At 64.4% G+C, this 22,095-nt stretch carries 21 protein-coding genes; 12 read left to right on the forward strand and 9 right to left on the reverse strand.

Annotation, left to right across the window (positions count from 1 at the left end; translation table 11 throughout):
- Positions 1–2 precede the first annotated feature (2 nt).
- The 4 genes from AC5Y5E_RS17520 to AC5Y5E_RS17535 all read left to right on the forward strand — a co-directional run bounded on the left by AC5Y5E_RS17520 (position 3) and on the right by AC5Y5E_RS17535 (position 3,915).
- Positions 3–803: an aldolase/citrate lyase family protein gene (locus tag AC5Y5E_RS17520; RefSeq protein WP_499904054.1), complete on the forward strand. Its 801-nt coding sequence runs from the start codon at positions 3–5 to the stop codon at positions 801–803.
- Positions 800–1,951: an acetyl-CoA acetyltransferase gene (locus tag AC5Y5E_RS17525; protein ID WP_083169636.1), complete on the forward strand. Its 1,152-nt coding sequence runs from the start codon at positions 800–802 to the stop codon at positions 1,949–1,951. Before AC5Y5E_RS17520 ends, AC5Y5E_RS17525 begins: the two co-directional genes overlap by 4 nt.
- 4 nt (positions 1,952–1,955) lie before the next feature.
- Positions 1,956–3,416, forward strand: coding sequence for a class I adenylate-forming enzyme family protein (locus tag AC5Y5E_RS17530; RefSeq protein WP_083169349.1), 1,461 nt, complete (start codon positions 1,956–1,958; stop codon positions 3,414–3,416).
- Positions 3,417–3,555: 139 nt separating this feature from the next.
- Entirely contained in the window at positions 3,556–3,915 is a 360-nt protein-coding gene (locus tag AC5Y5E_RS17535; protein WP_499904268.1) for a nitroreductase/quinone reductase family protein, read from the forward strand.
- Between the two features lie 40 nt (positions 3,916–3,955).
- On the opposite strand, the gene AC5Y5E_RS17540 is transcribed toward AC5Y5E_RS17535, so the two are convergent.
- Genes AC5Y5E_RS17540 through AC5Y5E_RS17555 form a run of 4 tightly spaced genes read right to left on the reverse strand, consistent with a single transcriptional unit; the run spans position 3,956 to position 7,239 of the window.
- On the reverse strand, positions 3,956–4,879 hold the full coding sequence (locus AC5Y5E_RS17540) for an SDR family NAD(P)-dependent oxidoreductase (RefSeq protein ID WP_499904055.1): 924 nt from the start codon (positions 4,877–4,879) through the stop codon (positions 3,956–3,958).
- Positions 4,876–5,310: a Zn-ribbon domain-containing OB-fold protein gene (locus tag AC5Y5E_RS17545; RefSeq protein WP_083169343.1), complete on the reverse strand. Its 435-nt coding sequence runs from the start codon at positions 5,308–5,310 to the stop codon at positions 4,876–4,878. Before AC5Y5E_RS17545 ends, AC5Y5E_RS17540 begins: the two co-directional genes overlap by 4 nt.
- Positions 5,311–5,314: 4 nt before the next feature.
- The gene (locus tag AC5Y5E_RS17550; protein ID WP_083169341.1) at positions 5,315–6,109 is read right to left on the reverse strand and encodes an enoyl-CoA hydratase/isomerase family protein; all 795 of its coding nucleotides are present in this window, start codon (positions 6,107–6,109) and stop codon (positions 5,315–5,317) included.
- On the reverse strand, positions 6,106–7,239 hold the full coding sequence (locus AC5Y5E_RS17555; RefSeq protein ID WP_083169339.1) for a Zn-dependent alcohol dehydrogenase: 1,134 nt from the start codon (positions 7,237–7,239) through the stop codon (positions 6,106–6,108). Before AC5Y5E_RS17555 ends, AC5Y5E_RS17550 begins: the two co-directional genes overlap by 4 nt.
- Before the next feature lie 158 nt (positions 7,240–7,397).
- On the opposite strand from AC5Y5E_RS17555, the gene AC5Y5E_RS17560 reads away from it, so the two are divergent.
- The 3 genes from AC5Y5E_RS17560 to AC5Y5E_RS17570 are packed head-to-tail and all read left to right on the forward strand — an operon-like array spanning position 7,398 to position 9,650.
- Positions 7,398–7,844, forward strand: coding sequence for an FAS1-like dehydratase domain-containing protein (locus AC5Y5E_RS17560; RefSeq protein ID WP_499904056.1), 447 nt, complete (start codon positions 7,398–7,400; stop codon positions 7,842–7,844).
- A complete protein-coding gene (locus tag AC5Y5E_RS17565) occupies positions 7,841–8,263 on the forward strand; it encodes a MaoC/PaaZ C-terminal domain-containing protein (RefSeq protein WP_083169335.1) in 423 nt (140 codons plus the stop codon). Before AC5Y5E_RS17560 ends, AC5Y5E_RS17565 begins: the two co-directional genes overlap by 4 nt.
- Positions 8,264–8,312: 49 nt before the next feature.
- Positions 8,313–9,650, forward strand: a complete 1,338-nt coding sequence (locus AC5Y5E_RS17570) for a TetR/AcrR family transcriptional regulator (protein WP_499904057.1) — start codon at positions 8,313–8,315, stop codon at positions 9,648–9,650.
- Here AC5Y5E_RS17570 and AC5Y5E_RS17575 read toward each other — a convergent pair.
- The gene (locus AC5Y5E_RS17575; protein ID WP_499904058.1) at positions 9,647–10,555 is read right to left on the reverse strand and encodes a 3-carboxyethylcatechol 2,3-dioxygenase; all 909 of its coding nucleotides are present in this window, start codon (positions 10,553–10,555) and stop codon (positions 9,647–9,649) included. The two genes, AC5Y5E_RS17570 and AC5Y5E_RS17575, sit on opposite strands and share 4 nt — an antisense overlap.
- 113 nt (positions 10,556–10,668) lie before the next feature.
- On the opposite strand from AC5Y5E_RS17575, the gene AC5Y5E_RS17580 reads away from it, so the two are divergent.
- Complete coding sequence (locus AC5Y5E_RS17580; RefSeq protein ID WP_083169331.1) at positions 10,669–11,844, forward strand: acyl-CoA dehydrogenase family protein; 1,176 nt, start codon at positions 10,669–10,671, stop codon at positions 11,842–11,844.
- Positions 11,845–11,871: 27 nt separating this feature from the next.
- Complete coding sequence (locus tag AC5Y5E_RS17585) at positions 11,872–12,894, forward strand: acyl-CoA dehydrogenase family protein (protein WP_083169329.1); 1,023 nt, start codon at positions 11,872–11,874, stop codon at positions 12,892–12,894.
- On the opposite strand, the gene AC5Y5E_RS17590 is transcribed toward AC5Y5E_RS17585, so the two are convergent.
- Positions 12,858–13,976, reverse strand: a complete 1,119-nt coding sequence (locus AC5Y5E_RS17590; protein WP_083169327.1) for a TIGR03857 family LLM class F420-dependent oxidoreductase — start codon at positions 13,974–13,976, stop codon at positions 12,858–12,860. The genes AC5Y5E_RS17585 and AC5Y5E_RS17590 overlap by 37 nt on opposite strands.
- A gap of 65 nt (positions 13,977–14,041) precedes the next feature.
- Here AC5Y5E_RS17590 and AC5Y5E_RS17595 point away from each other — a divergent pair, with 65 nt between their 5' ends.
- On the forward strand, positions 14,042–15,118 hold the full coding sequence (locus tag AC5Y5E_RS17595; protein ID WP_499904059.1) for a phosphotransferase family protein: 1,077 nt from the start codon (positions 14,042–14,044) through the stop codon (positions 15,116–15,118).
- A gap of 29 nt (positions 15,119–15,147) precedes the next feature.
- Here the strand turns inward: AC5Y5E_RS17595 and AC5Y5E_RS17600 are convergent, their stop codons facing one another.
- Positions 15,148–16,614, reverse strand: coding sequence for a FadR/GntR family transcriptional regulator (locus tag AC5Y5E_RS17600; protein ID WP_499904060.1), 1,467 nt, complete (start codon positions 16,612–16,614; stop codon positions 15,148–15,150).
- Between the two features lie 173 nt (positions 16,615–16,787).
- Here AC5Y5E_RS17600 and AC5Y5E_RS17605 point away from each other — a divergent pair, with 173 nt between their 5' ends.
- Positions 16,788–18,380, forward strand: a complete 1,593-nt coding sequence (locus AC5Y5E_RS17605; RefSeq protein ID WP_499904061.1) for an AMP-binding protein — start codon at positions 16,788–16,790, stop codon at positions 18,378–18,380.
- Positions 18,381–18,444: 64 nt separating this feature from the next.
- Here AC5Y5E_RS17605 and AC5Y5E_RS17610 read toward each other — a convergent pair whose 3' ends face one another.
- Both AC5Y5E_RS17610 and AC5Y5E_RS17615 read right to left on the reverse strand, forming a co-directional pair.
- The gene (locus AC5Y5E_RS17610) at positions 18,445–19,644 is read right to left on the reverse strand and encodes a cytochrome P450 (protein WP_426628976.1); all 1,200 of its coding nucleotides are present in this window, start codon (positions 19,642–19,644) and stop codon (positions 18,445–18,447) included.
- 50 nt (positions 19,645–19,694) lie between these two features.
- Positions 19,695–19,916, reverse strand: coding sequence for a hypothetical protein (locus AC5Y5E_RS17615; protein ID WP_499904062.1), 222 nt, complete (start codon positions 19,914–19,916; stop codon positions 19,695–19,697).
- Positions 19,917–20,321: 405 nt separating this feature from the next.
- Between AC5Y5E_RS17615 and AC5Y5E_RS17620 the strand changes: the two genes are divergently transcribed.
- Complete coding sequence (locus AC5Y5E_RS17620) at positions 20,322–21,902, forward strand: class I adenylate-forming enzyme family protein (RefSeq protein WP_083169319.1); 1,581 nt, start codon at positions 20,322–20,324, stop codon at positions 21,900–21,902.
- Positions 21,903–22,095: the final 193 nt, after the last annotated feature.

Genomic DNA, 22,095 nt, shown 5'->3' on the forward strand with positions numbered 1-22,095 from the left:
CGATGAACAATCAGTGGACGCAGCGTATGCGTAGCGGGACCCGACAGATCGGCATGTGGGTGGCGTCGGGCAGCCCGTATGTCACCGAGATCTGCGTGGGCTCGGGGGTGGACTGGGTGTTGCTCGATCAGGAACACGCCCCCAACGATTTGCGCAGTACGCTCGCTCAATTGCAGGCCGCCGCCGGGTATCCGGATACCGAGGTGGTGGTTCGGCCGCCCATTGCTGATCCGGTCGTGATCAAACAGCTGCTGGACATCGGAGCGTGCAATCTGATGTTGCCGATGATCGATTCCGCCGAACAGGCTGTGGCCGCGGTGGCTGCGACTCGTTATCCGCCGGTGGGCATTCGAGGCGTAGGCAGTGCGTTGGCGCGGGCATCGCGGTGGAACCGTCGGGTTGACTACCTGGGCACGGCGGATCGTGATGTCTCGGTGACGGTCCAGGTCGAGTCCGACCGTGGCCTTGCTGCGCTTCCGCAGATCGTTGCCGTCGAGGGTGTGGATGCGGTATTCATCGGCCCGGCCGATCTGGCGGCGGCACTGGGCCACCTGGGCGACCCCGAGCATCCCGAGGTGGTGGCCGCCGTGGAACGTGCCCTCGCGATCATCGCGGCGGCCGGAAAACCTGCAGGTGTCAACGCATTTAACGAAGTTCTTGCCCGCCGATATCTTGCCGGGGGGGCGAGCTTTGTGCTTGTGGGCGCCGACGTCACGTTGTTGGCGCGCGGTGCGGAGCGGCTTGTTGATACTTACGAAGAGGTGCGTGAGGCGCCCACTGGCTCTGCGGAGGTGTGGCGGTGAGCCGCGCTGTTGCCATTGCCGGGGTGGCACTGTCGGAACTGGGTACCGCCGGTGACCGCAGCCCCTATGACTTGATCGCGCATGCGAGTCGGCGCGCGCTGGACGATGCGGGGCTAACTGCTGCTGACGTTGACGGGCTGGCCTCCACTGGGCAGGGAATGTTGGCTCCCGTTGAGGTGGCTGACTATCTGGGGTTGCGACCGACGTGGCTGGATTCGACGTCGGTGGGCGGTGCGGCCTGGGAGGTGATGGCATCGCATGCTGCCGATGCGATCGCCGCCGGTCACGTCGACGTCGTGCTGCTCACCTACGGGTCAACTGCCCGTTCGGATCTGCGCCGCGGGTTGCGTGGGGCCGGAATCGCGTGGGGCGCCCGCGGCCCGATGCAGTGGGAGGCGCCCTATGGGCACACGCTGATCTCGAAGTACGCGATGGCCGCTCGCCGGCATATGCACCAGTACGGCACCACCATCGAGCAACTTGCGGAGGTCGCGGTGTCCGCGCGGATGAACGCCGCGCTCAATCCGGAGGCTTTCTACCGGGATCCGATCACGATCGACGACGTGCTGGGCGGTCCGATGATTGCCGATCCGTTCACCAAACTGCACTGCTGTATCCGCAGCGACGGCGCGGCGGCGGTGGTCTTGGTTGGTGCGGACCGGGCCAGGGACCTGCCGCGCGATCCGGTGTGGATACTGGGCTCGGCGGAGACGACGTCGCACATGCTGACCTCGCAGTGGGATGACCTGACTGTGGGGCCCGCCGCGGTGAGCGGCCCGTTGGCGTTTCAACGCGCCGGGGTGCGTCCAGACGATATTGACGTGGCCGCGATCTACGACGCCTTCACCTACATGGCTCTGCTCACGGTGGAGGATCTCGGGTTCTGCGCGAAGGGCGAGGGGGGTCCGTTCGTCGAGTCCGGTGCGTTGCGGCTCGGTGGCGCCTTGCCGACGAACCCGGACGGTGGCGGATTGTCGGCCTGTCACCCTGGCCAACGCGGGCTCTTTTTGCTGGCGGAGGCGGCCCGGCAGTTGCGCGGAGACTGTGGTCCGCGCCAAGTTCCGGGCGCGACGTTGGCCTGCGTGAGCGCCACCGGCGGCTGGTTTTGCTCTAGCGGCACGATGATCCTTGGTCGTGGAGCACCCTAGCCTGATGGCCGTTTCGCCCCTGAATCCCGACGAATTCGCCGGTACCGGTGAGTTGTTTGCGGCCGCCGCGCGAGTTTATGGCGATCGGATCGCCTATGTCGATCGCGGTGAGCGGATCGGCTTCGCGGAGTGGTACCGGCGGTCCCAGACGGTGGCAGCGCAGATGCGCAGTCGCGGGGTGGGTGTCGGTGAGGTTGTCGCGTTGTTGCTGCCGTCCGGTATCGACTACGCGGTGTGTTATGGCGCCGCCGCGCTGCTCGGCGCGATCACCGCCGGTATCAATCCGCGGCTGGGCCCCTACGAAGTCATCGGGATTCTCGCACGGGCGGACCCGGCGTTGGTGGTGGTCGACGAGGTGACGGTCAAGGCCGAGCTCGCGGGCTGCCCAACGTTGCGCCGTGCCGAACTGGCGTCGGCTGTCGGCGCGGTGGTGACGCCGGCTGTGACTACGCGCAGTGATCCTGTGGCACTTATTTTCTCGAGCGGGACGACTGGGCAGCCTAAGGGTGCGATCTTTGACGGTGACAATCTCGCGGCCGGGGCCTTGGCATCGGGGGTGATGAGCGAGCCTTTTGACCGGCGGCTTACCTCGACACCGTTCTCGCATGCGGGCTACATGTTCAAGTTGTGGGATCAGCTCGTGTGGGGTTCGACTCTGGTCATCCCGGATACGCCGTGGTCGGTGCAGTCGATGGTGGCTCGGCTGACCGACGAGCGGATCACGGTCGCCGGCGCCGTGCCCACCCAGTGGGAGAAGCTTTTAGATAGCGATGTTAGCCGAGAGTCGTTGGGCCATCTGCGAATTGGAGTGGTTGCCAGTGCTCCGGCTTCACCCGAGCTCGTCCGGCGGGTCGGCGAGCGGATTGGGGTTCCGCTCGTGGTGCGGTACGCGATGACGGAATGTCCGACGATCAGCGGCACCGATCCCGACGATCCGCCCGATCTGTTGTGCACGACGGTGGGCCGACCGGCCCCGGGGATGGCGGTTCGGATTAACGACGGGTTGGTGGAGGTCAGCGGTCCGTGCGTGATGCGTGAATATTGGCGCCAACCTGACTTGACGGCCGAGACCGTACGGGACGGCTGGTTGCGGACCGGGGATGTCGGCGAGATCGGAGAGGACGGCTGTTTGCGCCTGCTGGGCAGGAGCGGCGATATGTACATTCGCGGTGGCTTCAACGTGCACCCGTTGGAGGTCGAACGGGTGTTGGCCCGGCATCCTGGCGTCGCGCGCGTCGCGGTGGTGTCGCGGCCGGCCCCTGTTATCGGCGAGATCGGTGTGGCCTTCGTCGTGCCGGCGGGCGAACCGCCATCGCTTTTGGATGTTCGCCGCTGGGTGTCGGACCGACTGGCCGACTACAAGGCTCCCGATGAGCTCGTCATCGTCGACGAACTGCCGCTGACGGCGATGTTGAAGCCTGATCGTGCTGCACTGCGCCGGCGGCTCGAGGCGGAGTCGGGATGAATTGCTGAACGGAAGGGACACGAGGTGGTGTGGGAGGGGATGAGCCGTGGCTTGCTGATGTGGGCGGTGGGGCGAGACTGCGACGTGATGCGGCTGACCGGATGCGCGCCTGTGGTGGCTTTCATTCCGGAAAGGGGCCCTGCGCTATCAGCATTCGCTTCTGTTGACGACGATCGGCGCGCGCACTGGGGTGCTGCGTACGGTGACGCTGCCGTTTTGGGCTGTTGACGATCGTGTGGTCGTGTGCGGATCCAATGCCGGCGCGGCGAAGGACCCGCACTGGGTGGGTAACATCCGCGCGGACTCGCGCTGCTGGGTCGACCTGCGCCGGCGTCGAGTGCCCGCGCTGGCCCGGGTCAGCGAAGGTGAAGAGCGCGAGGTGCTGTTTGACCGGATCGGACCGAGCCACCCGCACTTGCACCGGTATCGGGACAGTGCGGCGAAATCGGGCCGGGAGTTGCCTTTGGTCGTGATCACAGCACGCTCAGCGCAGTGGTGACGTAGCGGCGGTGGGCGTGATTTGTGCGGTCGGGTGTGGGTCAGCCGCCCAGACGCAGGCCGGCATTGCGCGTGCCGAAGATTTCGGTAGCGAAGATGGAACCCAGTTTGTTGGCGTCCCAACGCGTTCCGCCGTTGGAGGCCGCGGCGACCGGATGCCACCCCTTTAACAGCTGAAGATTCTCGCCCATAGCGCGGACCACCTGCCCGCTGACGTGCCCTGCTTGTGGGCTGGCCAGCCAGGCCACCACGGGTGAGCCCAGGGAGGGATCCTTGGGGTCGAATTGGTCCTCACCGTGTTCGTCGGGCTCGATGGCCGGTGCCGCACCGGGCATGGATGCCGACATCCGCGTGCGTCCACCCGGGCTGATCACGTTGGCGGTGGCGCCGATCGAGGCCAGTTCCAGGCTTAGTGTCTGGGTCAGCCCGACGATGGCCGACTTCGCGGCGCTGTAATTGGTCTGTCCGAAGTTGCCGTGCAGGCCAGCGCCCGAAGTGGTGTTGATGATGCGGCCGTACACCGGGCCGGCGTTGTTTTTGGCTTCGGTTCGCCAGCGGCGTGCCACCGCCCGGCTCAACAGCCAGCTGCCCCGCACGTGTACGCGCATTACCAGGTCGAAGTCCTCTGCCGACATATTCCAAATCGCTTTGTCCCGAACGATTCCGGCGTTATTCACCACGACGTCGAGTCGGCCGTGGCGCTCATATATTCGGCTCACCGACTGTTCGACCGCGTTCTCGTCACCGACGTCGGTGAAATCGGGGAACGCCGTTCCGCCGCGGTTTGTGATGATGGCGACGACCTCGTCGGCGATCTTGCCGGAGCCTGTCCCGTCCAGGGTGGTTCCCAGGTCGTTGACGATCACCGTGGCCCCATGCTTGGCAAGCTCGAGCGCATGGCCGCGGCCTATGCCGTGGCCGGCCCCGGTGACCAGCGCGACCAGTCCATCGAGCAGGCGGCTCATTTGTGCTCCTCATCAGTGGTGTCGGGGGTGAAGATCGTCAGGTATGGCGATTGGTCGTCGGCGGCGTCGACAGGCCGAAAGCCGGCGGTCACCGCCATGCCGATGGACACGGCGCCGGGGTCGACGCCTTCGATCAGGGTCATCAGGCGGGGGCCCTCGGCGAGTTCGACGATGGCTGCGACGTAGGGCACCCAGTCGCGAAACGGCGCCATGTCGTTGAGGTGGATCGTCGAATAGGTGTAGATCGTGCCCTTACCGCTTGCGGGTGTAGGGGTCAGGTCGGCACTCCAACAGCGCGGGCACAGAGGCCGCGGGTAGTGATGCACCGACGAGCAGGCCCGGCAGCCGGCGATGAGGAGTTCACCGCGTCGCGCGCCGTCCCAATAGGGACGGCTGGTGCTGTCGATCACCGGAATGTCGTTGCGCGCCATCGGGTCACCACCCGGTGAACTGCGTCGGGCGCCGCTCGACGAAGGCGCGCACGCCTTCGGTGGAATCGTGTGCGTGCGACTGGATTTCTTGCGCCATCGCTTCCGCGGCGAACGCGCCGGCGCGGTCGCAGTCGGGGGAGTCGTTCAGTAGGCGCTTGGTCAACGCGATCGCGCTGGTGGGCCCCGTGGCGCAGCGCGAGGCAAAGTCGCTCACCGTCGAGTCGAATTCGGACTCGGGTACCACGCGGTTGACCAGTCCGAGGGCCAGGGCGTCTGGGGCCGACAGGCGCTCGCCGAAGAAGGCCAGTTCTTTGGCCTTCTGCATCCCGATGCGGCGGGGAAGCAAGTAGCACCCGCCGCCGTCAACGACGAGACCGCGTTTGACGAACGACTCGGCGAAGTATGCGTGCTCTGTGGCGATTACGAGATCTGAGGCGTACGCGAGGTGGGCACCGAGGCCGCTCGCCGCGCCCTGCACCGCCGCGATGACTGGCTTCTGGCAGTCCAGCACGCTGCCGACCAGGCGCTGGGCTCCCGTCATGATCCTGCGCATCGGATCGAGCACGCGTTTGGGCGAGGCGTCGCGTCGTTTGGCGAGCGCGGCGACGTCGGCGCCGGAGCAGAAGTGTTTGCCGGCGGCGCGCAGCACGACGACCCGGATGAGCTCGTCGGCATCGGCGTTGTGCAGCAGAGCGATCAGTTGATCGCGGTCTTGTGGGCGGAGCGCGTTGGCCGCCTCGGGCCGGTTGAGGGTGATCGTCAGGACGCCGTTGGCGGAATCATTCACAATTGCGTTCATCGCTGATCCTCCCTGGCCGCTGGAAACACCAGTACGCCACGCACGTTGGCGCCCGACCGAAGGTGCTCGAATGCCTCGTTGATCGCGTCGAGTGGGTATTCGCGGGTGACCATGGAATCTAGATCGACGTGGCCTTGCGAGGCGAGCTCGAGAATCTTGGGAATGTCGGCGCGTGGGTTGCCCGAGCCGTACAGCGTTCCGACGAGCTGTTTTTCGGTCAGTGTGAGATCCATGAAGTTGGCTGTGATCGACCGGTCGAGCATCGGGTGAATGTTGGTGATCACCACGCGGCCACGTTTGGCGGTCATGGTTAGCGCCTTGCCCACTAACTCGCCGTCACCGACTCCCATCGCGCAGATGAATCGGTCGACTCCGCGGTCCCAGGTCGCTTCTGCTACCACCGATGTAGCGTCATCCCAGTTGCGGGTGGTGTGGGTGGCGCCCATCGTCAAGGCGGTGTGGCACTTGGTTTCCGAGGGGTCGATCACGACGATCGCGCGGGCACCAGCGAGCTTGGCGCCCTGAACGGCGGCTGCGCCGATGCCCCCGAAGCCGGCGACCGCCACAGTGTCGCCTGGGCGGACGTCGGCCGCGTATACCGCCGAGCCCCACCCCGTGACGAAGCCGCATCCCAGCAGGCATGCCCTGGTCAGTGGGACGTGGGACCCGACCTTGACGCAGCTGGCCTCGTTCACCACCGTGTGGTGTGCGAACGACCCGACACTGCATGCCAGTGCGAGGTTGACGTCGCCGAGGTGATGGCGGGCGGTGTTGTCGTGCAGCTGGGTCCCTAGATACATCCGGGCTCCCAGGTCGCACAGGCTCTGATGACCGGTCGAACATGAGTGGCAGCGGCCGCATGACGGGACGAAGCTGAAGACGACATGGTCACCCGGCTGCAGCCATGTCACGTGTTCGCCGACCTCGCGCACGACACCTGCGCCCTCGTGACCTCCGATGCAGGGCAGCCGCAGCGGCATGTCTCCAGTGACCAGATGCTCATCGGAGTGGCAGATTCCCGAGGCGTGGATCTCGACGAGTACCTCGGGCGGCTTCGGCGGATCCAGTTCGATCGTTTCGACCGTCCATGGCTTCCCGCGTTCGCTGAGAACGGCGGCTTGTGTGTGCACCCTGCGATCCCTCCTGCGGATGCTGTTGGCTGCCGAGTCGGCAATGACCATCACCCGCTTGGTCGACCCGATTCTGGCATCCTTGTACTGTTACCACAACTAGCTGTACTGCTGATACCTGCTTGACACTCCTTCGGTTTCTGACAGTATTGACTACTATGGACGACGCTGATGACGCCGAAGAACAGGCGCCTGTCGGAACGGTGAGCGAGGCGTGGGAGATGGTCGTGGAGCGGGGCAAGCTGATCGAGTTTGCGACCGCCATGCAATCCGAGCATCCGGCCTATCGCGGACCCGATGCGGTGATAGCGCCGACGTTCTTGATCAGCGCGGCGCGCTGGGCGCCGCCGGGGGCGCGGGTGGCCGTCGGGTTCAACCGCAAGCGGCTGTTGCACGGTGAGCAGGAGTACACGTTTCACGGCGCGCTGCCGCGAGCTGGTGATGTGCTGACGGTGCGCGAACGGGTGGCCGATCGGTTCGATAAGCCCGGAAAACGTGGCGGTGCCATGCGTTTCGCCGTCGTCGTTACGGAGTTCCGGCGCCCCGACGGCACGTTGGCGGCGGAGGCTAAGGCGACCTACATCGAACGCGAGGCCAAAACATGACGACAGATGCTGCGGTTTTGGCGCGGCTCGCGGTCGGTGACGAGGCTCCGCCGCGGGTGTTCGGCCCGTTGTCCAAGGACATGTTCGTGCGTTACGCCGGTGCTTCCGGCGACTTCAACCCGATGCATTACGACGACGATCTCGCGCGATCGGCGGGCTACCCGTCGGCCTTTGGGCAGGGCATGTTGACCGCCGCGCTGCTGGCCACGTTCGTGACCGATTGGCTGGGCCCGTGGCAGCTGCAACGCTACGGCGTGCGATTTAGGGGCCAGGTGTGGCCGGGCGACACGCTTACCTGCACCGGCCGCGTCACTGCCGTCGATCATGACCACGATCGGGTGACCGTCGAGATGAGCGTGACTCGGCCCGACGGCGCCGTGGCGGTGACGGGTTTTGCGGACTATCGGCTGGCGTCGTGAGGCATCGGCCGGCAGCGGTGGCGGGCAGCCCCGCCTAAGCTGGGTGACCATGTCGGAAGCTGAGGTCGTTCGTCGATCGAGTTACGGCCCGACCAGTCCGCGCATCGGCAGGCGTGGCGCTACGACGCGCAAACGCATCGCCGAGGTTTCCCTCGAGCTGTTCGGACGCGTCGGCTATGTCGACACCTCTGTCGATGCTCTGGCCAGGGCGGCAGGCGTGTCGCGTGCCACCTTGTATCAGTATTTCGGAGGTAAGGACGACATCTTCCTCGAGTTGTTGGAGGAATGCCGTGAGGCGTTGTACCGGGTGTCGCGCCGCATCGGCCCGCTTGGCGCCGATGCGACTGGTTTCGACAATCTGCACTGGTGGTTGGGGGAATGGAGCTGGGTCTTCGAGAAGTACTCGACGATGTTTATCCAGTGGTCTGCTGTCGCCTCGATGGATCAGACCGCGCGCGATCAGATCACGCGGTCGATCCGCGGGTATAACCACCGCATCGCCGCTAGGTTGGAGGCGTCGGAGATGGCTGGCCTCGATGCAGAGGCGGCCGCGATGATGATCACCGGACTCGTTCACGACGTCAACTTGTTCGTGCACACCGACCGCGCGTATGGGCGCGGTACGCAAGATGTCGTCGATACGCTTTCGGTGTTCCTGCAGTCGATGCTGTATCCGGAAACGCCGCCTGAGGTGTTTAGCGGTCTGGATCGTCCTGAGCGCAGCGAACCGCGCGGGGGGATTGCGTTCGCACATCCTGCGCTGCCCGACCTGGCCGGCTTGTCGGTCGAAGACCGGATCGCGAATTTGAGCAGACGCTCGGCGCAGACCGTCCAGGGTCTTGTTCGTGCCGGGACCGCGCGGTTCAACGCGATTGGTTATCGCCGCACATCGGTGGAGGACATCGTCGAAATGGCGCAGGTCGCGCGGGGAACGTTTTATAAGTACTTCACCGACAAGTTGGACATGCTCGTTGCCATCAGTGTCGACATGCATTCTCAGCTCGCCGCGCTTGCGATCGCGGCCGATGCGCTCGATCCGGTTACCGACCGTGATGGGTTGTCAGCTTGGCTGACGCGCTCTTATGACTTCTATGAACGTCATTTCGGTTCTATCGAGGCGTGGAACGGCGGTGTCACAGACAGCGCGCTGATCGCGGCGATAGGACGCGCCAGCGACGCTCAGTTCGACTCTGCGGCCGCGGCGATGCTGGCGCGAGCCCCGCAGCACTACCCCTTCGATCCGGTGGTGTCGGCGCTCATTTTGCGGGCGTCCTCGACCAGCGTCTTGAACAAGGCGAAGGAAATTCTGCATCCCATTTCGGGTGAGGAGCTTGTGAGGTTGTCGGCCAGTTGCGTGCGTCGGGGGTTTTTCGGTGAGTCGGGCTAAGCCGACATTGCCACGGCCATGCCGGTAATCCATTCCGGTACTGGCTGATAGACCAGTTTGCGCAGCGGCGTGCCGCCGCCTGCTGCCGCAGCGGCCAGCCAGGTCCGCACCTCGTTGGCGCCCGATCCGCCGCGCATGCGCGCTACATCCACTAAGTGGGTCAGCGCGGATGTATCCCAGCGCGCGAATGCGGCGAGGACCTCCTCGTCCCAGTCGGGGCGGATCTTTTCGCGTGCGGCGGGCATGCCTTCGGTGATAAGCCGGCGACGCTCATCATCGGTGAGCTGGTAGGCATCGACGTCGAGGCTGGGAGGCGAGTGCGATAGTCCTCCGGTACCGATCACCAATGCGCGCAGCTGCTGCTGGTCAAGGAACTCGGCTACCGCCGCCCCGAAATCCAGTACCCGCGCGGCCGTGGGCAGCGGGGCGGTGGCGCAGTTGATGGCGATCGGGATGACTGGCTTGGCGGCGAGGTCGCCTAGGAGGTCTCGTAACGGTTGGCCGAAGGCGTGGTCTAGTGCGATGTCGCGGCAAACCGCCACGTCGAAGTTCGCCCTGAGCAGGTACTCACTGGTGCCGAGGGCCACCTCGCTCGCGACGTCGAGCGTGCCGGGCGGGTGCGGGCCCTCGGCGATGATCGTCGCAGAGAGCACCACTGCGAAGGTGGGCACGACGTGGTTGAAGGCGCGGCGGTGGTCGCCGCCGAACAACACCACCACGTCGGGATCGAAGCTCGTGCACCGCTGCGCCGCGTCGGCAAGGGCTGCGCGAAACTTTGTGCCGTGAAGACATTGGGTGTCGCGGTCTTTGCCGGGGCTGTGGCTGGCACAAACGACGAGGCGGTCGGCCGCGCGACGGCCCGTCGAAGCCCGCCGCGCCAGGGCGGCCTTATTAAGGATGCTCATTGCCGCGTTATCCTACACTGACGGGGACTGCCTGGTTATCTCGTAGTGTTCATGAGTATCATGATTGGGATTGCTCGCCTGCTGATGGGCAGCTCGATGACGATGGTGAGTGAATGGACCTAACGTTCTCAGCGGAGCATATCGAGTTCCGCGACGAGGTGCGTAGCTGGTTGGCCGAGAATGCGCCCACCGAGCAGCGCCCCGATGTGCCCGCGGAGATCCGTGAGTACGACCTCGGGTGGCAGCGCACGCAGTGGGGTGGTGGCTGGGCTGGGATCTCCTGGCCGGTCGAATACGGTGGGCGTGGCCTGTCGCTCGTCGAGCAGCTCATCTGGTACGAGGAGTACGCGCGGGCCGGACTTCCGCCTATTGACGCATGCTTTGTCGGTCTTAGTCACGCCGGTCCGACTTTGATGACGAAGGCGACTCCTGACCAACGCAGCTTTCACCTGCCGAAGATCCTTGGCGGCGAGGCCATCTGGTGTCAGGGGTTCTCTGAGCCGTCGGCCGGTTCTGACCTTGCCGCACTGCGGACGCGGGCGGTGATCGACGGTGACGAACTGGTCATCAACGGGCAAAAGATCTGGACTAGCTTCGCCAACATCGCCGATTATCAGGAATTGCTCGTACGAACCACGTCTGGCGGCAAGAAGCACCACGGCATCACGTGGGTGATCTGCGACATGCACTCGCCGGGAATCGACGTCCGTCCCATCAAGACCATCGATCGCGGTGCGGAGTTCTGCGAGGTGTTCTACGACGATGTGCGGATCCCGATCGCCAACGTCGTCGGCGAGATCGACAACGGTTGGGCCGTTGCCATGTCGACGCTTGCTTTCGAACGTGGAACAGCTTTCACGGCAAGCCAGGTCCGCTTGTCCAACACCGTGGAAAATCTCATCGCACTGGCCCGCGAGACTACCGGGCCGGACCAGCGGCGGCCGGCGATCGCCGATGATGAGATCGCACGCCGGCTAGCGACTGCACGAGCTGAGGTCATCGCAATGCGCGCGATGACCTATGCCAGTGTGAGCGCCAATGCACGTACCGACACCCCGGGCCCGGGCGGATCGATGCTGAAGTTGTTCTACAGCCAGATCGCCGTGTCGGTTGCCAAGCTGGCCATGGATATCCTTGGACCGCAAGGGCTGCAATATAATTCGCGTTGGGCACGACCGATGGGCTGGTCGGGTCACTACCTGTACTCCTATTCGGTGCCGATATCCGGCGGTACATCGGAGATCCAGCGCAACATCATTGGGGAACGTGTGTTGGGTCTGCCCAGGTGACGGCGAGCGCGAAGGACTGATCGACAGATGGAGATGTCGGCGTCACAAGAGCAGCTTGAATTAGCTGCAGCCGCTGCAGAGTTCTGCGCTGAGTATGGTGCGCTCAGCGGTCTGCGGGAGCGGGCTGATGCGCCCTCGGCGGTCGAACCGAAGGTGTGGCACGCGGCTGCCGAACTTGGTTTCCTCGGATTGAGCGCGCCCGAACACGTCGGCGGCCAAGGGCTGCGACTGGAGGACCATGCGCTTGTATTCCGTGAGTTGGGAAAGTCCTTGCTGCCGGGCCCCTTCGTGGCAGGTGTGGTCGCTGCCGAGCTCGCCTGTCAGGGCGGCGACGCACAGTTGGGCGCCCGGTTCGTTGATGGCTCGACGCGAGCCGGCGTGGTCAACGCTGTGGGCGCCGGTGTGGATGCCTCGCGACTGACCGGTGCTGTTCAACTCGTCGATGCGGCCGATGCCGAATGGGCCGTGGTCGGTGGCGAATCCGGGATCGGTTTGATCAGGGTGGCCGACCTTGCTGACGTGGCTTGGGTGTCGTGCATCGATCCCGGGAGCCGCATCGCCGGCGCGCATGCGGCCGCGGTGCCGGTGTTGTACTGGGCCGCGTCGGCCTCGCATCCTGCGCTGCATATCGCGCGGGTGCTGGCGGCGGCGCAGCTAGCTGGTATCGCTGAGCGCGCGTTGGCGATCACCGCCGAGCACGCCAAGACGCGAATTCAGTTCGGCCGGCCGATCGGGGTCAACCAGGCTGTCAAGCACAGGTGCGCTGACATGGCAGTGGCGGCGGACGCCGCGCTGCAGCAGACCCTGTTCGCTGCGGTCACCGTGTCCGAGGGACACCCGGACGCCGAACTACAGACTCGGGCGGCCAAGTTCATCGCGGGCCGCGCGGCAATCGAGAACTCCGCCAGTGCGATCCACCTGCATGGCGGCATGGGGTTCACCTATGAGCACGACATCCATTTGTATCTTGAGCGGGCGCATGTCCTGAATCAGCTATTTGGTTCGGGCGCAGCTCAACTCGGCCCGATCCTGGCGTTGCCGCAGCCCTGAATGGCTGGGCCGGTCGACCCGGTGCAGTTGGCCGCGTGAGCCATCAGCGGTCCGAGCAGTTCTGGGGTCGCGCCGTGCAGCACGAGTTCATCGGCTCCGGCGGCGAGGTACTCGGCGAGTCGTTGGGCGCAGTGCCGAGCCGAGCCGACCGCCGCCGCCGCCTTGATCCAGGCGCTGGGAATGCACTGCTGGGCGACGTCGGTGAGGTCGTATCGGGTGAACCGGTAGTCGGCAATGGCGGTGCTGCCGTCAAAGAAGGGGTGCGCGCGCAACTGTGTCAACGGGGACGGATCCCATTGGTTGGCGGTGGTCAAGCTCTCGCCATAGCCGACGATCTGGAAATAGGTCACGGCGCGGGCGGCGATAGCGGCAATTTCTTGCTGCTCGGGCAGTTCGGGGGCCACCAGCACTGAGGCATACACCCGCATCTGGCTCGGGTCGCGCCCGCTTCGCTGCGCGGCGTCGCGCACCGTTGCGGCCGAGCGGGCCACCGCATCGACGGTGAGCATGGGGTGCAACAGCACCCCGTCGAAGTGGGTGCCCGCCAATTCGAGGCTTTTGGGCCCGATCGCTGCGAAGACCAGCGGTGGTGGTGCGGTGTCGGGCAAGTCGGTGAGGCGAAGCTTGGGAAAAGTGCCTGCGGGGCCCGAATAGGACACCTTCTCGCCCCCACAGAGCCGGCGCAGCAGTTCTGCGGTGTCGGCGACGACTGCGTTGGTGACGAGGGGCAGACCGTAGGCCTTGGCCGCCGCCGGATTCAGGCGGCCTAATCCCAGGATGAAGCGGCCGCTGGCCAATCCCTGCAGCGTCATGGCAGTCGAGGCCAGCTGAATCGGGTGGCGCAACCCGATGTTGGTCACGCCGGAGGCGACCTTGATGGTGGTCGTCGCCTGGGCGACGGCGGCCGCGAGCGGCCCGATGTCCTTGTTACCCAACCGTTCACCGATCCACGCGGTGGACAGCCCCGTATGTTCTGCGGCCCGCGCCTGCCCGATGGCAACGCGTGGATCGTGTACTCGTCCCGGCAGGAGGTATGCGCCGAACCGGTCCTGCGTCGAACCATGAGGTTCGAAGGTTTCCATCCTTTCCTTATACTCTATTATCGTCGTGGGTCAGGCATCGGTGTCGGACTGGGGAGGCGACGTCTGTGACCATTGCCACGCAGCGCGACATCGATGCCACCGGTCGCACGCTGCGCCGCTGGTTCGTTGCCAAGGCGGGTGCGCGCGTCGTTCACGATGTGGAAGTGACGCCGTCGAAGAGCGGATTTTCCAACGAGACGGTGATGTGTCGTGTGCGGTGGTTGGATGCCGCGTCGACCGAACACGATGACAGCCTGGTGCTGCGCATTGAGCCGACCCGCCATCAGCTCTTTCCGACCAGCGATGCGCTGCATCAGGCCGCGGTCATGCAGGCGCTGGCTGGCGCGTGCCGACTTCCGTTGCCGCAAATTCGCTTCGCCGAACCCGAGTCGCGGTGGTTCGGTGCCGCCTTTTACCTGATGAATCGAATCGACGGCCGGATACCGACCGATGTGCCGAGCTATCACCAGCGTGGCTGGGTGGCCGAGTTGTCAGCCGCCGAGCGCGCGCGCTTGTATGACAATGCGCTGGCACGGCTGGCCGAGCTGCATCAACTAGATCCGCGGCGGGTCGCATCGGTGCTTTCGCCCAAGTCATCGACCGGTAATCCCTTGCAGGACTACGTCGAGCATGTGACAGCGTGGGCGAGGTGGGCCGATGCTGATCTGCAGATCAACCGGTCCTGCATCACTGATGGGCTGCGTTATGTGCAACGCGCCCGACCCGCCGATGTCGCACCGGTGGTGGTGTGGGGCGATGCACGCATCGGCAACATGATCTTTGGAACGGATCTGTCTGTGGTGTCGATGCTGGACTGGGAGGCCGCTACCATCGGCCCGGCCGGCATCGACGTCGGGTGGTGGTTGATGTTCGAGGAGTACATCTGTGAGGCCGGCGGGCTGAACAGACTGCCGGGTATTCCGTGTCGTGAGGCGATACTGCAGCGCTACGAGTCCTTGCGGGGTTGCCCGGTTAAGGACGTGAGCTACTTTGAAGTGCTTGCCGCTCTGGTGTTCTCATTGATCAATAGTCGGCTGGCGACGCTGTTGCGCAATGAGGGATTCGACGAACAGCGGGCGGCGCAGTTCGCCGAGCGCTCGACGGCGATGTTAGGGCGAGGGCTCGATGTCGCCGGTGCCTGAGCCCGATCGGCGGGTCTGAAGCGCCAGGATCAGGCTTGCCACCAGTCGCCGAGTGCACGGAGGTAGCGGCGCAGTCGGTTCTTGGCCAGGCCGGAGTCGTTGGCCAGCAACGCGTCGACGATCGCGGCGTGCACGGCGGCCAGCTCCGGGGCGCGGGGCCCGGCGGCGGGGTTTTTCACCGGAAGCGCGGCGCTGTGACGTACCCACAGCTCCAGCAGCACCTTGAGGAAGAGTTCAAGAATCGGGTTGCCGCTGAGGTCGGCGAGCTCGGCGTGGAATAACCGGGCGGCTTCCAGCACGTCGGATTCCGGTGTGTGCTCGTCGATCAACAGCGATCCGCGCAACCGGTCGGCCACGCCGGGTTCGTTGATACGCGCCGCGACATTGTCTACACAGCCCAGCTCAATGGACTCCTGCACCCCGAGCAGATCGCGGACCTCGATGTGGCGGTAGTCAAGGTATAAGCTCATCGTCTCCACGCTCGCCTCGGCGTCGGGTGCCGACACCACGAGTCCGCCACCAGGTCCCCTTCGCATCTGGGCGATGGAGTGATATTCGAGCAAGCGGATGGCTTCGCGCAGCACCGAGCGGCTTACGGCGTAGCGGTCTTGCAGGATGGTTTCCGAGCCCAGTACATCGCCGACTCGTCCGTCGGCTTGACGGATGTCTTGTCGAATCCGTTCTGCTACAACCTCGGCCAGCTTGTCGCCGCTGATGACATTGTCGAAGGCCGAGGGGCGTGCGTGATACGACAGCAGCTTCGCCTGATCGGCTAACCAAGCGCCCAGGGCCTCAAGGTGGTTCCGCATGGCGAATTGGGCGCGCGCCACGTCGCCACCGATGATCGCTTCGACGACCGCGCGATGGGCGTTGACGCCGTCGTGGCCGATCGCCGCCGAGGTCGCGGCATGCTCGCGGCCGTTGGTCACCTTCGAGTAGCGCTCAGTGAGCTGAGCGAGAATCTCGATGAACAACGCGACTGCGGGATTGCCCGATAGCTCCCCGATCGCGACGTGTACGACGTGGCCGGACTTGCCGCGGTGGGGCAGGTCGGAATCGTCTGCCGCCAAGACCGCACGCAGATGTTCGATGCCTTGCTCGTCGACGCGCTCAATGGCCAGTGCCACGGCCAGCGGCTCGAGCAGGAGCCGCGCTCCGATGAGGTCTTCGAGGTTGGTGCCGACGCTTTCCAGATAGATGACCATCGCTTGGGTGGCGCCGCTGGGCTCGGGGGCTCGGACCACCAATCCGCCCGCGGGGCCGCGACGCATTGTGGCGGCCTGGTGATGCTCGGTGAGGCGGATGGCTTCGCGCAGCACGGCCCGGCTGACCCCGTAGTGTTCGCGTAGTTCGGCCTCGGAGCCGAGTAGGGCACCGACGGGCCACCGTCGGCGGATAATGTCGGCTTCGATGCGTTTGGCGGTCAACTGGGCCAGCTTGCCCCTCGAGCCCGGTGCGCCGGTCGTGTCGGCCGGCGGCAAGCTAGGCGAAGTCATAGCTAGGCGAAGTCATTGAGTGTGCTCCATGCGGTCGGTGAGTTGCACAGAGCGTACTGCTAGCCGGCCCGTCGCGGTGGATCCCGCGCTAACCAGTGCTTGATCCCGCTTTCTTCGGCGAAATCCGGGCGCATGCTATCCTCCCGATTAAGGATACTTAATAGATTCCCGCGATGCGCACTTTCCGTCCGCTCCAAAGTCGCGCCGAAGGCCTGATCCATGAGGAGTGTCATATGTATCGGTTGACGTTGGGTGATGTTCTGGATCAGAACAGTCGCACCTATCCCGACAAGGTCGCCACCGTATGTGGCGAACACCGCTACACCTATCGCCAACTGCGGGAACGGGTCGACCGGCTGGCGGGTTGCCTTAAGAATGCCGGCGTCGGCGAGGGCGATCGGCTGCTGTGGCTGGGCCAGAACTGTCACCGGTTGCTCGAGTTGATTTTGGCAAGCGCGAGGCTGGGCGCGATGACATGCCCGGTGAACTGGCGGCAGTCCGTCGACGAGTTCGTGTTCGTGATCGAAGATCTCGACCCCAAGGTCGTGGTCTGGCAGGAGGACATCACCGGCGACGTGTCGAAGGAGGCCCGCACCAAGGTCGGCGGCGAAGCGCTGTGGGTTCAGCACGACGGCGATGGCGAAGACGGCTACGAGCGTTTGCTCGCAGCGAACGAACCGAACTCCTCGTTCGGCGATGTCGATCCGGCATTGCCGGTCGTGGTGATGTATACGGCGGCTTTCGGTGGTCGCCCCAACGGTTCAATGATCACCCAGCTCGGGCTGCTAACGCAGGACGCGAACCTCTTCTATCTCGCCGAGATCACTTCGGAATACGTGTATTTGAACTGCGGACCGCTGTTTCACATTGGCAGCCTCATGTTCACAGTGGCCACCTTTCACATCGGCGGAACGAATGTATTCATCGCACGAGCCGAGCCGCAGTATGTGATGGAGGCGATCAGCCGCGAGCGTTGTGTGTCGGGATTCGTGCTCCCCCCCACCATCGAGAAGATCGTCGAACTCAACGCCGATGGCGCGCACGACTTAACGAGCTTCCGGTCGCCGTTTCCAGTGCCCGGCTGGGTCGACATGGTCTCGCCCGACACGTCGGCGTTCTTCCGTGGTGGATACGGTCAGACCGAGGCGACGGGATTCAACTGCTTCGCCGGATACGGCGGTAAGGCAGGGGTTTCGACGGCTGGGCGTCCATCGCCGTGGACGCGCGTCTACATCCTGGACGAAGACGGTCGCGAGGTGCCGCAGGGCGAAGTCGGCGAGATCACGTTCAACGGTCCGATGGTTCACGCCGGGTACTGGAACAGGCCGCAGATCAATGCCGAACGCACCCGCAGTGGCGGCTGGCGAACCAACGACCTCGGATTGCGGGACGAAGGCGGCATCATCAACTTCATCGGACCCAAGACACAGATGATCAAGTCCGGTGTCGAGAACATCTATCCCGCGGAAGTCGAGCGGTGTATCGAGGAAATCGATGCGGTCAAGGAAGCGGCCATCATTGGTGTGCCGGATGCCCAGTACGTGCAATCGGTCAAGGCGATCATCGTCGTTGAACCGGGACACACGGTCACGGCAGAAGACGTCATCGCCCACTGCAAGGCGCGCATTGCGTCGTACAAGAAACCAAAATTCGTCGAATTCCTCGACGCGCTCCCACGTTTGGTCACCGGCGGCAAGGACTATGCGCTGTTGGACCAGAAGTTCGGTGGCGGTGGCTACCCCGGCGGCGGTACCCGCAGTCAATAGGCGCCTGCCAACGAGCGGCGGGCCGCCCCTCCGTACTTCTTGAGCTGCGGCCGGGGACCGCCGTTCAGCCGTTCAGGAATTTGAGGGGCAGGTACTCCGCGCTGCGCACCGGCAGGTTAACGTATCGGACGTCTTCGCCAGGCGCGAGCTCATAGTGTGGCAAGCGCTTGTGCAGTTCTTCGATCGCGATCTTGAGCTCCATGCGGGCGAGGTTGGAGCCCAGACAACGATGCGTGCCGCTGGCGAAAGCGATGTGCTGATGACGCGGCCGATCGATGTTGATACGCAAGGGATCGTCGTGCACCGACGCATCGAGGTTCGCTGTCGCCCACGATGCGAGGATGGCCTCGCCGGCCTTAATCACGAGGCCGTCACCGAGGTCAACGTCCTCGGTCGGGTAGCGCGTGCCGACAGGCACCGGCGACTCGTAGCGCAGTAGTTCCTCAACCAATCCGCGAATCAGCGACGTATCGGCGATGACCCGGGCGCGTTCGTCGGGATGCCGAGCGAGCCAGTCGAGCATCAGCGAAAGTGACGATGTCACCGTGTCGAGGCCGGCGAACATCATCAGCGTGATGATGTTCATCAGCTCCATGTCGTTTAACCGTTCGCCGTCAATCTCAGTCTCTAGCAGGATGCCCAGGACGTCATCGCGGGGCTCGGTGGCGCGACGATTGGCGAGGTGCTCGGTGAAGTAGGTGACCAGGCGCATGCCGGCGGCAGCCCCGATCTCCTGGTTCTCTTCGGCGGTCTTTCCGGTGGGATGAAGGATGTCCTTCATGAATTGCAGGAAGAAATCGAGATCCTTTGTGGGAGCACCGAACAATTGCAGAAATGTCAGACAGGGCAGCGGCACGCAATAGCGCTGGGTGATGTCCACGATGTCGTCTCCTGCGAACCCGTCGACGAGCTCACCGGCCAGTCGGCGCACCGCATCCTCGAGACGTGCCACCTGCTTGGGCGTGAACATCGGATCGAGGATGCGCCGCCACTTGGCGTGGTCGTCGCCGTCGATCTCGAGTGGGATCAGTGGCATGGGAACCCCGAATGCCGGTCCGCGGCCACCAACGCCAAGGACCTTGGGGTGTCGATTGATTTTGATGATGTCGTCGTGCCGGTAGAGGTAGACGACACCCTCTTCGACACGCTCGTACCGAAGATCGGCGACCTTTTGTGCGAGATACGGCTGTGGAGGCTGGACATATTCGGTCGCCTTGCCGTATTCCGAGAGCCGGAAATCGAACGGCTCGAGTTTGGTCTCCATATTCTTTGATCTCCTGATGTTTGATCTCTCGATAAGTACCGTGGTCGTTTCTAACGGACGTCGAGCATGTCGCAACCGGTGACGCCAGCGGGCGCATCTTTCGCCCTGGGGCACACCGGCCACACGCTCGTAGAAGTCGGCGGGCTCTCACCACGCGGGTCGCCGGCCAGCGGCACTTCGCGTCCGGACGCCTCGTAGCTGTGTTGGTCGAAGCTCACCCAAACGCCCCGACGGTAGGGCAATTCGCCGACGGCGTCTTGTACGAGCGCCATGTGGGTCTCCTGTCGCATGCTGGCGAGACCAGATCGTAGGTGAACGTTGGTCAACCGCTCATCGAGCGTACAACAAAGAGCACTCTATTCGAACCCTGTTCCCGTCGGTGCCGGGCACCCGGATTTTCGCACCAGGGTGAGGTCTACAGCGCCGCGTCGCGGCCAGCTTAGCCGGTCTCAAGAATGGTTAAAAACCGAGGTAAACCGCGGTATTGAGAGGATTCCTTCGGTCAGCGCTGCCGCGGTCTATCGGCCGGATTGGGCGCCTGCAGGTCGACCCTGTTGATGTTGAGAGGAACGCAAGCGAGCCGCAGAAGCGCAATCTAGGACACTATTTTCGCCACCCGTATACGTGCCGAATATAGTGCCGTATCAGTGGGTGATGACAGATTGCTGGAGGTAGCGATGGGCAAGGTCGACGGTCTGTCGTTGTGGCTGCGTGATCCCGACTTCCCCTGGATCGACGAGTCCGTTGGTGCATTACTGCAACACCGCGCGCGCCACGATGCGGGCCGGGTTGCGCTGTACTGGTCGGCCGCCGGCGACACGATCACCGCTTTGACGTACGCCGACGTCTATCGCGACGCGTGCAGGATGGCCCGGGGACTGCTCGAATTCGTCGAACCAGGCGAGGCGGTCGCGGTCTGTGGCCCCAATTCGATCGAGTGGGTATTGCTCGAGTACGCCTGCGCCCTCGCGGGTGTGGTGCTGGTGCCGATGAATCCCGCGATGCGTGAAGACGAGTTCGTTCACATCCTCAGCATGACCGACAGCCGTGTCGTGCTGGCGGTGAACGAGTTCCGTGGACGAGGCGTCATCGACTCCCTGCGGTCGGCGGCGGGCTCATGCGCGGCGCGCCCGCAAGTCCTGGAGTTGGTCGAATGGGCGGGATCGACCGACGGCACCCACTCCTTGCCCACCGTCGATCCCAAGGCGCCCTTCATCATTCAGTACACCTCCGGCACGACGGGACGACCAAAGGGCGCGGTGCTCGACCACGCTGCATCGGTCAACGCGGGGGCACTGTGGGTAGGGGGCTGGGGGCATACCGCCGATGACATCCTGGTGACCGCGGCGCCGTTGCACCACGTCGGCGGTTCGGTGGCGATTGTGCTGGGTGTGCTTGCCGCCGGTTCGTCGTTCGGCACCTTGGCACGTTACGACGTCGATCAACTGATCGCCTTCGTCAAGAACACCGCGGCGACCGTCGTGGCGGCGGTGCCGACCATCCTCTACGACCTGCTCGAGCGGCCCGGCTTCAGCCCGGATCAATTACCCTCCCTACGCACCGTCATGGGGGGAGGCGCCTACGTTCCGCCGGAGACGATCCGCACGGTCGAATCGCGGTTCGGCGTGGAGTGCATTGTCAGCTATGGGCAGAGCGAAGCCCCGGCGTTTTTGCAATCGAGCCGCGACGACCCGCCTGAGCTAAAGGCGACATCGCTGGGACGACCGTTGGCAGGCCGCGACGTACGCATCGCCCTGCCCAACGGCCGTACGGCTCGCGACGGTGTGGTGGGGGAGATTTGTACCCGTTCGGACATGCGCATGGTCGGCTACCTTGGCCAACCTGAGGCGACCGCCGAGGTCGTCGACGACGACGGATGGCTGCACACAGGGGATCTCGGAGCGATGGACGAAAACGGGTACGTGACGTCGCACGGGCGCGCGCGAGACGTAATCATTCGCGGCGGCGAGAACATTTACCCGGATGAGGTCGAGGCTGTGTTGTCCACGCATGAATCGGTGGCTGCCGTGGCGGTGGTCGGTCAACCCGACGTCCGTTGGGGTGAGGTGCCTGTGGGATTTGTCCTGCTCAATCCCGGTTACGACATGGACGAGGCACGGTTGATGGAGTACGGCCGGGAGCGGCTCGCCTCGTTCAAGGTGCCCAAAAAGTGGATTCCTATCGAAGCCATGCCGTTGACGTCGTCGGGCAAGATTCGCCGCGTCGAGCTGCGAAAAGCTTTGTCCGAGAAGGCATGACATGGCTAGACCCCGGTGTGGGGTATCCGTTGGCGGCCGTGCAGGTGTTGGCGCGAATATACCCCGGCCAATGCGCGATTGATCCGTCGCCGATTTGGATTGTCCGATGTCGTTGCCCGCGAACCCTCCGGACTCGAGCTCGATCTCGAACGAGGGCTGCTCGGGGTCTAACAGGCCGTCGGCGTCAGCGCAC

It is taken from the genome of Mycobacterium sp. NGS54 (genome assembly GCF_059812465.1).

Bases quoted from the DNA above. Each gene is read 5' to 3' on its own strand.
- AC5Y5E_RS17605 (WP_499904061.1), top strand. From the start codon at position 16,788: ATGCGCACTTTCCGTCCGCTCCAAAGTCGCGCCGAAGGCCTGATCCAT.
- AC5Y5E_RS17530 (WP_083169349.1), top strand. From the start codon at position 1,956: ATGGCCGTTTCGCCCCTGAATCCCGACGAATTCGCCGGTACCGGTGAG.
- AC5Y5E_RS17520 (WP_499904054.1), top strand. From the start codon at position 3: ATGAACAATCAGTGGACGCAGCGTATGCGTAGCGGGACCCGACAGATC.
- AC5Y5E_RS17560 (WP_499904056.1), top strand. From the start codon at position 7,398: ATGGACGACGCTGATGACGCCGAAGAACAGGCGCCTGTCGGAACGGTG.
- AC5Y5E_RS17565 (WP_083169335.1), top strand. From the start codon at position 7,841: ATGACGACAGATGCTGCGGTTTTGGCGCGGCTCGCGGTCGGTGACGAG.
- AC5Y5E_RS17540 (WP_499904055.1), bottom strand. From the start codon at position 4,879: ATGAGCCGCCTGCTCGATGGACTGGTCGCGCTGGTCACCGGGGCCGGC.
- AC5Y5E_RS17620 (WP_083169319.1), top strand. From the start codon at position 20,322: ATGGGCAAGGTCGACGGTCTGTCGTTGTGGCTGCGTGATCCCGACTTC.
- AC5Y5E_RS17575 (WP_499904058.1), bottom strand. From the start codon at position 10,555: ATGAGCATCCTTAATAAGGCCGCCCTGGCGCGGCGGGCTTCGACGGGC.
- AC5Y5E_RS17580 (WP_083169331.1), top strand. From the start codon at position 10,669: ATGGACCTAACGTTCTCAGCGGAGCATATCGAGTTCCGCGACGAGGTG.
- AC5Y5E_RS17550 (WP_083169341.1), bottom strand. From the start codon at position 6,109: ATGAACGCAATTGTGAATGATTCCGCCAACGGCGTCCTGACGATCACC.
- AC5Y5E_RS17610 (WP_426628976.1), bottom strand. From the start codon at position 19,644: ATGGAGACCAAACTCGAGCCGTTCGATTTCCGGCTCTCGGAATACGGC.
- AC5Y5E_RS17600 (WP_499904060.1), bottom strand. From the start codon at position 16,614: ATGACTTCGCCTAGCTTGCCGCCGGCCGACACGACCGGCGCACCGGGC.
- AC5Y5E_RS17615 (WP_499904062.1), bottom strand. From the start codon at position 19,916: ATGGCGCTCGTACAAGACGCCGTCGGCGAATTGCCCTACCGTCGGGGC.
- AC5Y5E_RS17590 (WP_083169327.1), bottom strand. From the start codon at position 13,976: ATGGAAACCTTCGAACCTCATGGTTCGACGCAGGACCGGTTCGGCGCA.
- AC5Y5E_RS17545 (WP_083169343.1), bottom strand. From the start codon at position 5,310: ATGGCGCGCAACGACATTCCGGTGATCGACAGCACCAGCCGTCCCTAT.
- AC5Y5E_RS17570 (WP_499904057.1), top strand. From the start codon at position 8,313: ATGTCGGAAGCTGAGGTCGTTCGTCGATCGAGTTACGGCCCGACCAGT.
- AC5Y5E_RS17585 (WP_083169329.1), top strand. From the start codon at position 11,872: ATGGAGATGTCGGCGTCACAAGAGCAGCTTGAATTAGCTGCAGCCGCT.